The organism is Knoellia sinensis KCTC 19936 (genome assembly GCF_000768705.1).
GTDB classification, from domain to species: domain Bacteria; phylum Actinomycetota; class Actinomycetes; order Actinomycetales; family Dermatophilaceae; genus Knoellia; species Knoellia sinensis.
This window is the reverse complement of the sequence record NZ_AVPJ01000001.1, coordinates 105,394-119,703: the sequence shown is the minus strand read 5'-3', so window position 1 is coordinate 119,703 and position 14,310 is coordinate 105,394. Positions and strand designations below refer to the sequence as shown.

At 68.1% G+C, this 14,310-nt stretch carries 15 protein-coding genes; 5 read left to right on the top strand and 10 right to left on the bottom strand.

The window, feature by feature from the left end:
• Positions 1-16: 16 nt before the first annotated feature.
• Positions 17-811, bottom strand: a complete 795-nt coding sequence (locus tag N802_RS00590) for a hypothetical protein (protein ID WP_035910752.1) — start codon at positions 809-811, stop codon at positions 17-19.
• 278 nt (positions 812-1,089) lie between these two features.
• On the opposite strand from N802_RS00590, the gene leuA reads away from it, so the two are divergent.
• A complete protein-coding gene (gene leuA, locus N802_RS00585; protein ID WP_035910750.1) occupies positions 1,090-2,829 on the top strand; it encodes a 2-isopropylmalate synthase in 1,740 nt (579 codons plus the stop codon).
• Positions 2,830-2,835: 6 nt separating this feature from the next.
• Here leuA and menC read toward each other — a convergent pair whose 3' ends face one another.
• The 4 genes from menC to N802_RS00565 all read right to left on the bottom strand — a co-directional run bounded on the left by menC (position 2,836) and on the right by N802_RS00565 (position 6,210).
• Complete coding sequence (gene menC, locus N802_RS00580; RefSeq protein ID WP_035910748.1) at positions 2,836-3,945, bottom strand: o-succinylbenzoate synthase; 1,110 nt, start codon at positions 3,943-3,945, stop codon at positions 2,836-2,838.
• Positions 3,942-4,760 (bottom strand): GNAT family N-acetyltransferase, encoded by an 819-nt coding sequence (locus tag N802_RS00575; RefSeq protein WP_035910745.1) that lies wholly within the window; start codon positions 4,758-4,760, stop codon positions 3,942-3,944. Before N802_RS00575 ends, menC begins: the two co-directional genes overlap by 4 nt.
• Before the next feature lie 47 nt (positions 4,761-4,807).
• Entirely contained in the window at positions 4,808-5,431 is a 624-nt protein-coding gene (locus N802_RS00570; RefSeq protein WP_035910742.1) for an alpha-ketoglutarate-dependent dioxygenase AlkB, read from the bottom strand.
• Positions 5,432-5,511: 80 nt separating this feature from the next.
• The gene (locus tag N802_RS00565; protein ID WP_035910740.1) at positions 5,512-6,210 is read right to left on the bottom strand and encodes a hypothetical protein; all 699 of its coding nucleotides are present in this window, start codon (positions 6,208-6,210) and stop codon (positions 5,512-5,514) included.
• 97 nt (positions 6,211-6,307) lie between these two features.
• On the opposite strand from N802_RS00565, the gene recO reads away from it, so the two are divergent.
• Both recO and N802_RS00555 read left to right on the top strand, forming a co-directional pair.
• Complete coding sequence (gene recO, locus N802_RS00560) at positions 6,308-7,033, top strand: DNA repair protein RecO (protein WP_035910737.1); 726 nt, start codon at positions 6,308-6,310, stop codon at positions 7,031-7,033.
• A complete protein-coding gene (locus tag N802_RS00555) occupies positions 7,030-7,812 on the top strand; it encodes an isoprenyl transferase (RefSeq protein WP_035910734.1) in 783 nt (260 codons plus the stop codon). Before recO ends, N802_RS00555 begins: the two co-directional genes overlap by 4 nt.
• Before the next feature lie 111 nt (positions 7,813-7,923).
• Here the strand turns inward: N802_RS00555 and N802_RS00550 are convergent, their stop codons facing one another.
• The 5 genes from N802_RS00550 to N802_RS00530 form a co-directional block, all read right to left on the bottom strand.
• Positions 7,924-8,331, bottom strand: coding sequence for a Fur family transcriptional regulator (locus tag N802_RS00550; protein WP_035910732.1), 408 nt, complete (start codon positions 8,329-8,331; stop codon positions 7,924-7,926).
• Positions 8,328-9,344 (bottom strand): metal ABC transporter permease, encoded by a 1,017-nt coding sequence (locus N802_RS00545; protein ID WP_035910730.1) that lies wholly within the window; start codon positions 9,342-9,344, stop codon positions 8,328-8,330. The genes N802_RS00550 and N802_RS00545 overlap by 4 nt, the downstream gene beginning before the upstream one ends.
• A complete protein-coding gene (locus N802_RS00540; RefSeq protein WP_035910727.1) occupies positions 9,337-10,149 on the bottom strand; it encodes a metal ABC transporter ATP-binding protein in 813 nt (270 codons plus the stop codon). Before N802_RS00540 ends, N802_RS00545 begins: the two co-directional genes overlap by 8 nt.
• Positions 10,146-11,081: a metal ABC transporter substrate-binding protein gene (locus N802_RS00535; RefSeq protein ID WP_035910724.1), complete on the bottom strand. Its 936-nt coding sequence runs from the start codon at positions 11,079-11,081 to the stop codon at positions 10,146-10,148. The genes N802_RS00540 and N802_RS00535 overlap by 4 nt, the downstream gene beginning before the upstream one ends.
• Before the next feature lie 112 nt (positions 11,082-11,193).
• A complete protein-coding gene (locus tag N802_RS00530) occupies positions 11,194-11,475 on the bottom strand; it encodes a DUF6703 family protein (protein ID WP_035910723.1) in 282 nt (93 codons plus the stop codon).
• Between the two features lie 144 nt (positions 11,476-11,619).
• On the opposite strand from N802_RS00530, the gene N802_RS00525 reads away from it, so the two are divergent.
• On the top strand, positions 11,620-13,026 hold the full coding sequence (locus tag N802_RS00525) for a glycine--tRNA ligase (protein WP_035910721.1): 1,407 nt from the start codon (positions 11,620-11,622) through the stop codon (positions 13,024-13,026).
• An 8-nt stretch (positions 13,027-13,034) separates the two neighbouring features.
• Positions 13,035-14,294 carry a multidrug effflux MFS transporter gene (locus N802_RS00520; RefSeq protein ID WP_084071737.1) on the top strand — a complete coding sequence of 420 codons (1,260 nt, stop codon included), beginning with the start codon at positions 13,035-13,037 and terminating at the stop codon, positions 14,292-14,294.
• Positions 14,295-14,310 lie beyond the last annotated feature (16 nt).

The window sequence follows — 14,310 nt, the reverse complement described above, 5'->3', positions numbered from 1 at the left end:
ACGCGCGGCCGTGACGTCAGTCAGCGAGGGTCCAGCCACGGTCGGCGAGGGTTGCCTTGAGCAGGGTCACGGCCACGGGCCCCACGCCGTGCAGCCGCGCGAGGTGCTCCTCGGACAGCTCGCGGACCTGCTCGAGGGTCCAGATGCCCTCGGCCCGAAGTGCTCGGGTCGCGGGCGCGCCGATGCGGGGGAGTGGCGTGCCCTCCGGAGCCGGTTCGCGGTCCGTGCGGGGCGCATCGGACTCCGCATCGACGATGGCAATGCCGCGGGGTGAGAGGCGGTAGCCGATGTCGAGCGACTCGGTGAGCCCGATCTCCTTGAGCTTGCGCACGTCCCGCTTGAAGGTCGGTGTGTCACGCCCGAGTTCCGCGGCCAGGTCGGGAGCCCGCACGGTCGGGGACCGGTCGATGATCGCCAGGGTGGCCCGCGTCCAGGGGCCGATTGCCGATGCCGCATCGAGCCGGTCGAGCCTCGCGCGGATCGTGGCCACCTCGTCGGCATCGGGTGCTGAGGCACGCAGCGCTTCGCGAGGATCGGCGCCTGCGTGGCGCAGGCCGACACGCCACACCGGGCGGTCGGACTTGCCCTCAAGCATCTTCCGCAGCTGTGCGAGATCGGGCGCTCCCGCGCGCCGTGCCTCGGTGGCGGTGATGCGAGTGGCGGCCACTCGATCCACGCTCGTCACCTCGATGAGCCCGACCCTGGTGCGGAGTTTCGTGCCGACGAGGACCCTCGGGCGGTCCCAGCGACGGAAGGCCAGGTCGACCTCACCGGCCTTGATCGCGGCCAACGTGTCCGGGCGGATCATCATGTCAGGCAACCTACCGGCGGACGACCTCGCAACGTCAGCGCCGACGGTTGCTCTCGCGACCCTGGACGCTGAGGTTGCGTGGGGGTTGCAAGGGCTGGGGTGACCAGAGTGCGGACCGGGGCTGACGCGGAGGTGGGCGGACGGCATACTCGATCTCGTGCGTTTCTCACGCCTCCTCCTTCGCTGCCGCGACGGGGCCTGACTGATCGGCCGCCCCTCGTCGCGGAGTCCGCTGTGCACCGGCTGACACACTTGATGCGCACGACGAGAGGCGAGAGATGATCCACCCCCAGCAGACGTCCGGGATGCCGGCCACGAAGTACGTCCCCTTCCAGAAGCAGATCGACGTCACGCTTCCCGACCGCACCTGGCCCGACCAAGTCATGAGCAAGGCACCTCGGTGGTGCGCGGTCGACCTGCGCGACGGCAACCAGGCGCTCATCGACCCGATGGATTCCGAGCGCAAGATGCGGATGTTCAAGCTCCTCGTCCGCATGGGATACAAGGAGATCGAGGTCGGCTTCCCGAGCGCGAGTCAGACCGACTTCGACTTCTGCCGCGAACTGATCGACGGCGGACACATCCCCGACGACGTGACGATCCAGGTCCTCACCCAGTGTCGCGACCACCTCATCGAGCGGACCTTCGACGCCATCCGAGGCAGCAAGCAGGCGATCGTCCACTTCTACAACTCCACGTCGGTGCTCCAGCGACGGGTCGTCTTCGACCTGCCGCAGGAGGGCATCATCGACATCGCGCTGCAGGGTGCGCGGCTCTGTCGCAAGCTCGAGGAGACGGTTCCGGAGACGACGGTCTACTACGAGTACTCACCGGAGTCCTACACCGGCACAGAGCTCGAGTTCGCGGTGCGGGTGTGCAACGCGGTCATCGAGGTCATCGACCCGACCCCGGACCACAAGATGATCATCAACCTGCCGGCGACCGTCGAAATGGCGACGCCCAACGTCTACGCGGACTCCATCGAGTGGATGATCCGCAACCTCGACCGTCGCGAATCCGTTGTCGTGAGCCTGCATCCGCACAATGACCGCGGTGAGGGCGTGGCTGCTGCGGAGCTCGGCTACCTCGCCGGCGCCGACCGCATCGAGGGCTGCCTCTTCGGAAACGGCGAGCGGACCGGCAACGTCTGCCTCGTCACTCTCGGCATGAACCTCTACAGCCAAGGGATCGACCCGCAGATCGACTTCTCCGACATGGCCGAGATCCGGCGCACGGTGGAGTACTGCAACCAGCTGCCCGTGCACGAGCGGCACCCGTGGGGCGGCGACCTCGTCTACACGGCCTTCTCGGGCTCCCACCAGGACGCCATCAAGAAGGGCTTCGAGGACATGGAGCGCCGCGGCAAGGTGGCGGGCAAGGGCATCAACGACCTCGACTGGGGCGTGCCCTACCTGCCGATCGACCCGCACGACATCGGGCGTTCCTACGAGGCGGTCGTGCGCGTCAACAGCCAGTCCGGCAAGGGCGGGGTCTCCTACCTCCTCAAGGCCGAGCACGGACTCGACCTGCCACGCCGGCTCCAGGTGGAGTTCAGCGGCGTCGTGCAGCAGACGACGGACGCCGAGGGTGGCGAGCTCAGCGCCGGCGAGATCTGGCAGATGTTCTCGGACGAGTACCTCCACGCTGACGAGCCCGCGGAGCGTTGGGGCCGGTTCACACCGGTGAAGTCGACGATCAGCGGTTCCGAGGATGGCATCGACGTCATCGAGGCGACGGTGCTCGACCACGGACAGCCAGTCGAACTCTTCGGCCGGGGCAACGGCCCCATCGCCGCCTTCATCGACGCGCTCGCCTCGATCGACGTCGACGTGCGGGTCCTCGACTACCACGAGCACGCGCTGTCGTCGGGTGGCGACGCCAGAGCGGCCGCCTATGTGGAGTGCGCCGTGGGTGAGCGGGTCCTGTGGGGTGTCGGACTGCACGAGTCGATCGTCAAGGCGTCACTGCGCGCGGTCCTCTCCGCGGTCAACCGTGCCGAGCGCGACGGCGACGGCTGAACCGGGTCAGTAGGTCAGGACCTCGACTGACGTCGTCGCGGCCTCGAGCGAAGCAGGGTCTGGCTCGATGCCGATGCCCGGCCCATCCGGCACGCGGAGTCGCCCGTTGTCGAGCACGAACGGCGCCGTGATGTCGCGCGCGTAGTAGCGGGCGGTGGCGGAGATGTCACCGGGGAGCGTGAAGCCGGGCAGGGCGGCCAGTGCCAGATTTGCGGCGCGTCCCAGCCCGGTCTCGAGCATCCCTCCGCACCACACCGGAACGCCGGTGGACGTGCAGAGGTCGTGGATGCGACGGGACTCGAGGTAGCCACCGACCCGGCCGGGCTTGATGTTGATGATCGAACAGGCCTCCATGCGCAACGCTGTCGCCGCGTCGCGGGCTGAACGGATGGACTCGTCGAGGCAGACCGGCGTGTCAAGCCGCGCGGCCAGGCGACGGTGGCTGTCGAGATCGTCGGGCGCGAAGGGCTGCTCGATGAGGACGAGGCCGAACTCGTCGAGGCGTCGCAGGTGGGGGATGTCGCTCGGACCGTAGGCAGTGTTGGCATCGACCTGGAGGGCGAGGTCGTCGCCGAAGCTCTCGCGGACGAGACGGACCGGTTCCAGATCCCAGCCGGGCTCGATCTTGAGCTTGACCCGGCCGTACCCCTCCTCCAGATAGCCGGCGACTGCTTCGACCAGGGCATCGAGCGTGTCGGTGATCCCGACGGACACCCCGACCGGAACGGAGGAGTTCACGGCTCCGAGGTGCTGCGCCAGCGACACCCCGAGCACCCTCAACTCCGCATCGAGAACCGCCATCTCGATCGCGGACTTGGCCATCGTGTGGGCGCGCACGGGTCGCAGCAGTCCGGGAACCTGGGCGGCGCGCAGGTCGGTCACGGCGGCGAGCGTCGGCGCCAGCCAGCGCTGGATCACCTCGCGCTCACCTGAGAGGTACTCGGGGAAGTAGTACGGGTCGTCCTCGGCGACGCACTCGCCCCAGCCGACGCCACCATCGGTGGTGGTCACCTTAACGAGCAACGCGTTGCGGTCGTCCTGGCTGCCGACCGACGTCCTGAAGGGAGTGACGAGAGGGAGGGCCACTTCCCGCAGTTCGACGCTGTGAATCCTCATCGGTCTCGGCCCTCTCGTGATGGCGACGACTCCCGACGCTCCAGGAGGTACCAACCGGAGCGGTCGAACCCGGTGACCGTGAAGCCATGGGTCATGCCGCCGTGCAATCCCGCGCGCAACGCCAGCCTCCACGCCCTTGCAGCCTCCGGATCGACGCGCCGCAGGGCCTCGATGTCCGCGGGAACCGCGCACCGGACGAGGCTCGACCATTCCCGGGGCGCGGCGGTGGTCACGACCGGGCGATCTCCGTCGATGTCCACGACGGGTTCGAATGATTCGAGTGGCGGGAGATCGTGGGGCTCGACCTCTTCGACCGGCCAATCGACGTACATCCGGTCGGTGAGGTCGCCCGCGTTGATGCTGTCCCTGATGACGCCGTAGAACTCGGGGAGATACTCGACCGCTCGCGCACCCAGGCGACCGAGGTTGAACCACGCATTGCGGCGGATGAGTGGGTCATAGGTCCACGACACGGAAGCGATGCCGTGATCGCGGGCCCATTGCCGCTGGTGCTCCTTCATGGCCAAACCGATCCCCTTGCCCTGCATACCCGCTCGCACGCCAGCGACGTGAGAGTGCAGAGGCCCGGTGAAGGCGTGGAAGCCACCAGCAACACCGACCATCACGCCGTCGAGGAACGCAGCCGCGACATAGCCACCGGTGTGGGACAGTGCGCGCATCGTGTCAACGGTGAATGGTGGGTCGTCGCCCGGGCCCGCACCCCACACCTCGCGCAGCAGCGCGTCGGCCTCGCGCATCTCATCGATGTCGGTCAACATCCTGACGTTGACGTCACCGTTCGTCGACTGGGGCACAGCCCGATCCTCCCAGCGGGGGTGGTGCCCTTGTCCAGCGGTCAGGTTCAGCGAACCCCGCGAGGCCGGAACTGGATCGAGATGCGAGGCCCCACCGGCTTGGTCGTCTTCGGAATGGCGTGGTCCCACGTCCGCTGGCACGAACCACCCATGACCACGAGGTCGCCGTGCCCGAGAGAGAACCCGAGGGAGGACCCCCCTCCGCGCGGCCTCAGCATGAGCGAGCGTGCTGACCCGACCGACAGGATCGCGACCATCGTGTCCTGATCCTTCGCCCGGCCGATGCGGTCGCCGTGCCACGCCACGGAGTCGCGCCCATCGCGATAGAGGCACATGCCAGCGGTGACGAATGGCTCGCCCAGCTCACCGGCATACCTCTCGGACAACGCCTCTCGCGCTTCGGTGAGGACGTCGTGGGGGAGCGGTTCGCCCTGCTCGTAGAACTTCAGCAAGCGGGGGACGTCGACCATCCGTTCGTACATCTCACGCCGCTCCGCCTTCCACGGCACGTCCGAATGCAGCTCGTCGAAGAGCAGGTCGGCCCCGGTGAGCCAACTCGGTTGGTAGTCGACCCAGGCGCCGCGGCCAAGCACGGTCCGAGTCGGGGAGAGCGGCCCGAGTTCGATCGCGTCGCCCGTGTCGAAGAGTGAGTGCTGCAGCGCTGCGGCCATGCGGCTACGCTATCGCAAATCGAACGTGTGTTCTAGCGAATCAACGGCGGCGTATGCCGTCCGCTCACCAAGCGTGCGGGCTACGGCAAGGCATGCTCCTCCGTCGCGGTGGGGGCTGGCCCCGGGGATGGCACGCGCCCGCGCACCAGTCGAACGAATAGCGCGATCATCCAGACCCAGAACGCCGCGTACGGGATGAGCCACACCTCGCTGGTCCAGAAGAACCGCGCGACGACGAACCCCACTGCCGCGGCCATCGCCAACCATCCGGTCCAGTGGGGGAACACGCCCGTCTCGAGGGTGACCCAGCCGCAGGCCACGGCGAAGCTCGCCAGTGCGAGCCACAGGTTGGCGAAGGCGATGTTGCCGGAGTCGAACGCGTAGTGGGCGACGTCGATGTCGAGCTCTGGCCCGTGCCTCCCCACCACTGCCCATCCCACGTTTCCGACGCTGTTGGCGGAGAGGATCCCGGCGGCGAGCACCGCCATGGCGGCGCGCCAGAACGGTGCGCCCTCCGCCCGTCCGAGGACCATCGCAACGCCGACGAGAGCCCACGTCAGCACGAGGGTGCCGATGACAGAGGTGATTTCGGCAGCCTCGTACCAGGACGTGGTCGAGGTGTTGCGGTAGAACTCGGCGATCTCGGCCTCCGACGCGTGCAGGGGCGGCTCGCCCAAGGTCGAGATGGCGATGATCGGCGCGTAGAGCAGGGCGATTCCCAGCAGCCCGAGGGCACCAGCCCACCGGGCGAGTCGCTGCCAGCGCTCCTCCACGCCCACGACTCAATCGTCCTCCCCGGCAGCCACGGCGACAAGGGATCGCAACCCAGCGGCACGGCATACCGGGAATGTCAGAGGGGCGGGGGACAATCGGGGGGTGCCGCTCTACCGTGACCAGGGGATCGTGCTGCGCACCCACAAACTGGGCGAGGCAGACCGCATCATCACCGTGCTCACGCGAAGCATGGGCAAGGTCCGCACCGTCGGCAAGGGCGTGCGCCGCACCAAGTCACGCTTCGGGGCGCGACTCGAGCCCGGGATGCTCGTCGACCTCCAGTGCTACGAGGGGCGCAACCTCGACACGGTGACCCAGGCCGAGACGATCGAGTCGTGGGGTGATGTGTGTGCGCGCGACTACGACGCGTGGACCGCCGCCAACGCCGTTCTCGAGACGTGCGATCGGCTCACCGAGGAGCGTGAGCCGGCGCTGCAGCAATACCTCCTCGTGACGGGCGCGTTGCGCTCGCTCGCCGGCAAGGAGCACGACCCCAACCTCGTCCTCGACGCCTACCTGCTGCGCGCGCTCGCGATCGCTGGCTGGGCGCCGAGCTTCCACGACTGCGCGAAGTGTGGCGCCGAGGGCCCACACCGTGCCTTCCACGTCGTCTCGGGTGGCGCAGTGTGTTCCGTATGCCGTCCGCCCGGCTCAAGTGCCCCCGCTCCGGAGACGCTTCGCCTCCTTGCGGCACTGCTGGCCGGGGACTGGGTGATCGCCGACGCATCGGACGTCCGGCACCGGCGTGAGGGGAGCGGTCTGACGACGGCGTTCCTCCAGTGGCACCTCGAACGCGGTGTGCGCTCGCTCCGTATGGTGGAGCGGTGACGAGCCGCCCCTTCCCGCACCCCAGTGGAGCCCAGCCGCCAGCCCTGGCACCCGCACAGGTCCCCGGACATGTTGCGATCGTCATGGACGGCAACGGTCGGTGGGCCAACCAGCGCGGGCTGCCGCGGACCAAGGGTCATGAGGCCGGTGAGGCGGCGTTGCTCGACGTCGTCGCCGGGGCCATCGAGGCCGGAGTCACGCACCTGTCCGCCTATGCCTTCTCGACCGAGAACTGGAAGCGGTCGCCGGACGAGGTGCGCTTCCTCATGGGCTTCAACCGCGACGTCATCCGGCGCCGACGCGACCAGCTCCATGAGTGGGGCGTGCGGATGCGCTGGGTCGGTCGCCGTCCGCGGCTGTGGAGCTCGGTCATCAAGGAACTCGAGATCGCCCAAGAGCTGACCCAGCACAACACGGGGCTGACGCTGTATTTCTGCGTTAACTACGGCGGGCGTGCCGAACTCGGGGACGCCGCTCGAGCGATGGCCGAGGACGTCGCGCGGGGCCGCATCAAGGCCAAGAACGTCGACGATCGGACTCTCGCGCGCTACCTGCCGGAGCCGGACATGCCGGATGTCGACCTCTTCGTGAGGTCGTCGGGGGAGCAGCGCACGAGCAACTTCTTGCTGTGGCAGAGCGCCTATGCCGAGATGGTCTTCCTCGACACGCTCTGGCCCGACTTCGACCGGCGCGACCTGTGGCAGGCGATCGAGATGTATGCGGACCGCGAGCGTCGCTACGGCGGCGCCGTCGACAAGGCCGCCCCCGCCAGCGGCTGATCCCCCGCTGCCCGTCTCGCCCAAGGCGACTTTGTGCCCCAATGGGACACGTTCCATCGGCCGAAGGCCGCCGTCACGTGTCCCATTGGGGCACAAAGTCGACGTGTGGGGTCAGTGGGAGGTGCAGGTGCCGAAGATCTCGATGGTGTGCGTGACGTCGGTGAAGCCGTTGGCCCGTGCGACTTCGGCGGCCCACTTCTCGACCGCCGGACCGTCCACCTCGACGGTGCGCCCGCACTCCCGACACACGAGGTGGTGGTGGTGCTCGGCCGTGCCGCAGGAGCGATAGACCGCTTCGCCGTCATCGGTGCGCAGCACGTCGACGTCACCATCGGAAGCCATGGCTTGCAGGTTCCGATAGACGGTCGCGAGTCCCACCGAGTCGCCACGTGACTGCAGTTTGGCGTGCAGGTCCTGGGCTGACAGGAACTCGGACGTTGCAGCCATGACCTCGGCAAGCGCGGCCCGTTGGCGGGTCGGACGCCTGGTGGGGCCGGAATCCGTCGTGGAAGAACTCATCGCGAGACCTCCTCGGGCTGCGCGTGGTCATCGTGAGGGCGCTCGTGTGGGTGCTCGTCGTGCTCGTCGTAGTGATCCTTGTGGGCAGCGTGACGATGGCCGTCGTGCAGGTAGTCGATGTGGCCATCATGGGGAATCGCTTGGTGGCCGCACTGAGGTCCATGCTCGTGGTCGTGGCGTTCGGCGCGCTCGTGGGCCGCACGCCGGGCCCGCGTCACGAGTCCGCTGACGACACTCACGACCAGGAAGGTCGCGATGGCGAGGAGCACGATGGTCCCGCCCGACGGGGTCTCGGCATAGAACGAGCCGACGACGCCACCGACCGCGGACAGCACGCCGATGAGGGAGGCCCAGACCAGGCTGCTCCGGAAGCTGCGCGACACGAGTTGGGCGGTGGCGTTGGGGACGATCATGAGTGCGGTGATGAGGAGCAATCCGACGACGCGCATCGAGACCACGACCGTGACGGCGGTGAGCACGGACAGGGCGATGTTGTAGGCCATCACCGGCAGCCCGACCGCTCGCGCATACTCCTCGTCGTTGGCCACCGCGAAGAACCGGTGACGCAGCACCCAGGTCACGCCGACCACGACGACGGCGAGACCGGCGAAGACGACGATGTCGCTGCTCGTGGTCGTGAGGATCGCACCGAACAGGTAGCCGGTGAGGTTGCCCGAGGAAGCTGTCGACTTCGACATGAGGACGACGCCGAGTGCGATGCCGCCATAGAACATCACGGCGAGTGCGATGTCACCGCTCGTCCGCCCGGCTGCCCGGATCAATTCGACTCCGACGGCAGCGGCGACGGCGGCGACCAATGCCGTGAGGACCGGCATCGAACCCGTGAGGATCCCCACCGCCACACCCGCCAAAGCAACGTGGCCGATGCCGTCGCCGATGAGTGACATGCGGCGTTGGACGAGGAACGCGCCCACGAGGGGAGCGGCCAGCCCGACGAGCACCGCCGCGATGAGCGCTTGGCGCATGAAGTCGAGGGAGAGCAGGTCACCCACGGCGCACCTCCCGAGAGGGCAGGGCGTCGGTGACGATTGCAGCGAGTCCGGGCTCGCGCTCGTCCGCGGACGGAGAATGATGGTGCCCGTCACCCAACTCGTGGCGACGGTGACCAGCGGCGTATGCCGTGGGCGAACCATCGAAGTCGACGTGCCCGGCGTTCATGCACACGATGCGGGTGACGACGTCGCTCAGGGCCGCGAGTTCGTGCGTGACGATGAGCATCGACGTTCCGCGCTCGGCGAGTCGGGCCAGGACGTCCGCGAGGATGCGCTGGTTGGCGACGTCGACGCCCGCCGTGGGCTCGTCCATGACGAGAACGTCCGGCTGTGCAGCGAGGGCGCGGGCGATCAGAACTCGTCGCTGCTGGCCCCCGGAGAGCGCTGCGACGTCCTCACGTTCGCGATCCCGGAGTCCGACGGCGTCGAGCGCCTTGTCGACGACGGCCGCATCGGCGGCGCCGCTGGGACGCCACCATGGCCGCAGGGGAAGCCGTCCGGTCTCGACGATCTCGCGGACCGTGACGCGCACGGAGGTCGAGAGCGAATGTCGTTGCGGCACATAGCCGATGCGCGGTTTGTCGCGGAACTTCGCCAACGCCGTCCCAAACAACTTCACGTCACCGCCGAGGTGATCGGACAGCCCGAGAAGGCCCTTGACCAGCGTCGACTTGCCGGACCCGTTGGGGCCGAGGAGGGCGATGACTTCGCCCGGTCCCTGGGACAGGGTGACGCCGTCGACAACCTTGCGGTCGGCGTAGCCGAAGGACGCCGACCGGAGCTCGATGAGCGGGGTGCTCGTCATCGGCACACCTGTCCCTTCTTCAGAGTGGCGAGGTTGGACCTCATCACCTCGAGGTAGTCGTTGCCAGCGGACGACTCCGTGAGTCCCTCGAGGGGGTCGAGGACGGCCACGGTTGTGCCGGTCTCCTTCGCGATCGTCTCGGTGAGGTCCTTGCTGACGAGCGCCCCGGCGTAGATCGTCGTGACCTCGTGCTCGCGGATGTGCTCGACGATCTCCTTCATCGCGCCCGCGCTCGGTTCGGCGTCGGGGGACAGGCCGGCGATCCCGGACTGATGAAGGTCGTAGCGGTCTGCCAGATAGGCAAAGGCCACGTGCCCCGTGACGAGATCGCGATTGGCGCAGTGCTTGAGGCCCGCCGCGAACTCCGCGTCGAGAGCTGTCAACTCGGCGACGAACGTCTCGGCGTTCCTTGCGTATGCCGTCGCACCGGCCGGGTCGACCGCCGCCAGTTCCGCTGCGATCGCCTCCACGGCCTTGGCATACCGAGTCGGGTCCAGCCAGAAGTGCGGGTCGACGGCCGCCTCGTCAGCGTGCTCCTCCGTGTGCTCGCCGCCATGGTCATGCCCGTCATCGGCAGCCACGACGGTCAGGTCCACCGTGCTCGCCACGTCCAGGATCCGTGCGTCGTCGGCCCGCCCGATGGCCTCGTCGACGGCGGGCTGGAAGCCCTTCTCAAAGACCACGAGGTCCGATCCGCTCAGGGTGGCGACGGCCTTGGGGGTCAGCTCGACGTCGTGAGGCTCCGTGCCCGGTTTGGACAGGTTGGTCACGTCGACGCGGTCGCCGCCAACCCGCTCGACGGCATACGCCAAGGGGTAGAAGGCGGCGGCGACCTCAACGCCCTTCCCGTCGCCCGCCGAGTCGGCCGAGGCGCCGCACGCTCCGAGTGCGAGGCCGGCCACAGCCCAGAGAGTGACGAGGGAGCGCTTCATGACAATCATTCTCATTCCAGATGAGAATGATTGTCAATCCTGATCCGACCTTGTGCCCCGTTGGGACAACTCGCTGGCGCTCGCCGTCCCAACGGGGCACAAGGTCGGAGGCTCAGCGGGGGAAGGCCTGGGTGACGGTGATGGCCGCGGCGATTGCGACGACGGCGACACGCATCACCCGCTCGGGCGGTGTGAGCCGGGGCCAGCCGAGGAAGAGCAGCCACAACAGGAACAGCGTCACGAGCGCGACGAGGATCCAGCCCCACCCCGGGATGAGGACCCCGGCGAGCAAGAGTCCGAGGACCAGAAGGAACGGGATGGCCCGGGGGAGCCCGGCCAACTTCTGGAGAACAGGCGCGCTCGCGCGCTCGAAGGATTCGCGAAGGGGTGACACGAGCGGAGAGCCTACGTGAGCGGGCGGCATACAACGGCGTCCGCAGGCTTGGTCGCTCGGGCGACCGCGTCCCCGGACGCAAGGCAGCGGCAGTGGCGCGGAACCGATTCGGGGCGACGCTCCGCGGACAGTAACCTTGCGCGCATGGCCAAGGAGACCTCTACCGTCGATACCGTCGTCAACCTCTGCAAGCGCCGGGGTTTCGTCTTCCCGAGTGGGGACATCTACGGCGGTACGCGCTCGGCCTGGGACTACGGGCCCCTCGGTGTCGAGCTCAAGGAGAACATCCGCCGCCAGTGGTGGAAGTCCATGGTCACCGGCCGCGACGACGTCGTCGGCCTCGACTCCTCGATCATCCTGCCGCGCGAGACGTGGGTCGCGTCCGGCCACGTCGGCACGTTCACCGACCCGCTGACCGAGTGCCTCAGCTGTCACAAGCGCTTCCGTGTGGACCACATGCAGGAAGCGCTTGCCGACAAGGAAGCCAAGAAGGGCAAAGAGGTTGACCCCGACTCGATCCCGCTGAGCGAGATTGCCTGCCCCAATTGCGGCACCCGCGGTGAGTGGACCGAGGCCCGCGAATTCAACATGATGCTCAAGACCCACCTCGGCGTCATCGAGGACGAGTCCGGCCTGCACTACCTCCGCCCGGAGACGGCGCAGGGCATCTTCGTCAACTTCCTCAACGTCATGCAGACGTCGCGCAAAAAGCCGCCGTTCGGCATCGCCCAGACCGGCAAGAGCTTCCGCAACGAGATCACGCCGGGCAACTTCATCTTCCGCACGCGCGAGTTCGAGCAGATGGAGATGGAGTTCTTCGTCAAGCCCGGCGACGATGCCGAGTGGCACCAGTACTGGATCGACGAGCGCACCCGCTGGTACGTCGACCTCGGCATCAACCCCGACAACCTGCGCCACTTCGAGCACCCGGCCGACAAGCTCAGCCACTACTCGACGCGCACCGTCGACATCGAGTACCGCTTCAACTTCGCCGGGTCCGAGTGGGGCGAGCTCGAGGGCATCGCCAACCGCACCGACTTCGACCTCGGCACCCACAGCCAGCACTCGGGCACCGACCTCGTCTTCTTCGACCAGACGACCGGAGAGCGCTACACGCCCTACGTCATCGAGCCCGCGGCCGGTCTGTCGCGCAGCCTCATGACCTTCCTCGTCGACGCCTACGCCGAGGACGAGGCCCCCAACACCAAGGGTGGTGTCGACAAGCGCGTCGTGCTCCGACTTGACCGTCGCCTCGCGCCCGTCAAGGCCGCAGTGCTCCCGTTGTCGCGCAATGCCGACCTCTCGCCCAAGGCCCGTGACCTCGCTGCGACCCTGCGCAAGAACTGGAACGTCGACTTCGACGACGCCGGCGCCATCGGCAAGCGCTACCGCCGCCAGGACGAGATCGGCACACCCTTCTGCATCACCGTCGACTTCGACACCCTCGAGGACCAGGCCGTGACGATCCGCGAGCGCGACACGATGGCACAGGAGCGGGTCTCCCTCGACCAGGTGGAGGGCTACCTCGCGCAGCGCCTCATCGGCTGCTGACGCACCGAATGCCACGCGGCTCCGTCCCAGCCTCAGATCCCGGCGCGGGGTCTGCCGCGGGTTCGGGCCATCCGGACGGAGTCTCGCGCCGGCGTGCCGGGTGGCTCGTCACGCTGGTCCTCGCTGGCATGGCGATGCTCGGGCCGTTCTCGATCGACACGCCGTTCCCCGCCTTCGCGCAGATGCGCGGCGAGTTCGGCGTGGGCATCGACGACATGCAACTCGTCGTCAGTGCCTACATGCTCGCCTTCGCAGTGATGACGCCCTTCCACGGACCGCTCTCGGATGCCGTGGGCAGGCGGCCGGTCGTCATCGGGGCACTCGGCATCTATGCGCTGGCGAGCATCGGGTGCGCCCTGTCACCGAGCCTGCCGGTGCTGCTCGGCTTCCGCGTCCTCCAGGGGCTCTCCGCCGGTGGCTCGACGATCATCGGGCGCACGATCATCCGCGACCTCTTCGACGGCGTCGAGGCGCAGCGTGCCATGAGTCGCGTCATGATGATCTTCGGGTTGGCGCCGGCGATCGCCCCGGTCGTCGGTGGACTCCTCCTGGAGTTTGGGCGGTGGCCGACGATCTTCTGGTTCATCGGCCTGTTCGCCGTCGTTCTCGCCGTCGTCGTGCTCACCGTGATCCCCGAGACCCACCCACCCGAGCGCCGGCGACCTCTCCGGCTCGGCCCGATGCTCCGCGACCTGGCCCACGTCGCGCGGGATGCCACCTTCGAACGGATGGGCTGGGCGATCACCCTCGTCTTCGCCGGCCAGTTCATCTACATCGGCGGGGCGGCCATCTTCGTCGTCGAGCTCCTCGGCAAGGGTGAGCAGGACTTCTGGCAGTTCTTCGTCCCGATGATCGGCGGTGTGATCCTCGGTTCGTGGATCAGCGGTCGCGCCGCAGGCCGCGTGAGCGCCCGTCGGCTCATCACCGTCGCGTTCTTCGTGTCGCTCGCGGCAGCCGTGGCGAATGTCGCGCTTGCCGTGGTGTTCGGGCCGAATCTCCCGTGGGCCGTCGTCGGCCCGAGCCTCATCGCCATCGGGACAGGGGTCGCCTTCCCCACGATCCAAGTGGCCCTGCTGGACCGCTTCCCGCACATGCGGGGTGCGGCGGCGTCCGTCGCGGGGGTCATGCCCCTGGCGACCAATGCCGTCGTCGCGACCCTCCTCACCCCCCTCGTCACCGGCTCCGTGACGACCCTCGCGGTGACCAGTCTGGTGTTCATCAGTCTCGGGTGCCTCATCTGGGGCTGGCACCTGCGCACGCACGATTGACCGACGCGCGCGACCA

Coding starts and splice junctions, on each gene's coding strand:
- N802_RS00520 (WP_084071737.1), top strand. CDS start 13,035: ATGCCACGCGGCTCCGTCCCAGCCTCAGATCCCGGCGCGGGGTCTGCC.
- N802_RS00550 (WP_035910732.1), bottom strand. CDS start 8,331: ATGAGTTCTTCCACGACGGATTCCGGCCCCACCAGGCGTCCGACCCGC.
- leuA (WP_035910750.1), top strand. CDS start 1,090: ATGATCCACCCCCAGCAGACGTCCGGGATGCCGGCCACGAAGTACGTC.
- N802_RS00590 (WP_035910752.1), bottom strand. CDS start 811: ATGATGATCCGCCCGGACACGTTGGCCGCGATCAAGGCCGGTGAGGTC.
- N802_RS00525 (WP_035910721.1), top strand. CDS start 11,620: ATGGCCAAGGAGACCTCTACCGTCGATACCGTCGTCAACCTCTGCAAG.
- N802_RS00535 (WP_035910724.1), bottom strand. CDS start 11,081: ATGAAGCGCTCCCTCGTCACTCTCTGGGCTGTGGCCGGCCTCGCACTC.
- N802_RS00570 (WP_035910742.1), bottom strand. CDS start 5,431: ATGGCCGCAGCGCTGCAGCACTCACTCTTCGACACGGGCGACGCGATC.
- menC (WP_035910748.1), bottom strand. CDS start 3,945: ATGAGGATTCACAGCGTCGAACTGCGGGAAGTGGCCCTCCCTCTCGTC.
- N802_RS00540 (WP_035910727.1), bottom strand. CDS start 10,149: ATGACGAGCACCCCGCTCATCGAGCTCCGGTCGGCGTCCTTCGGCTAC.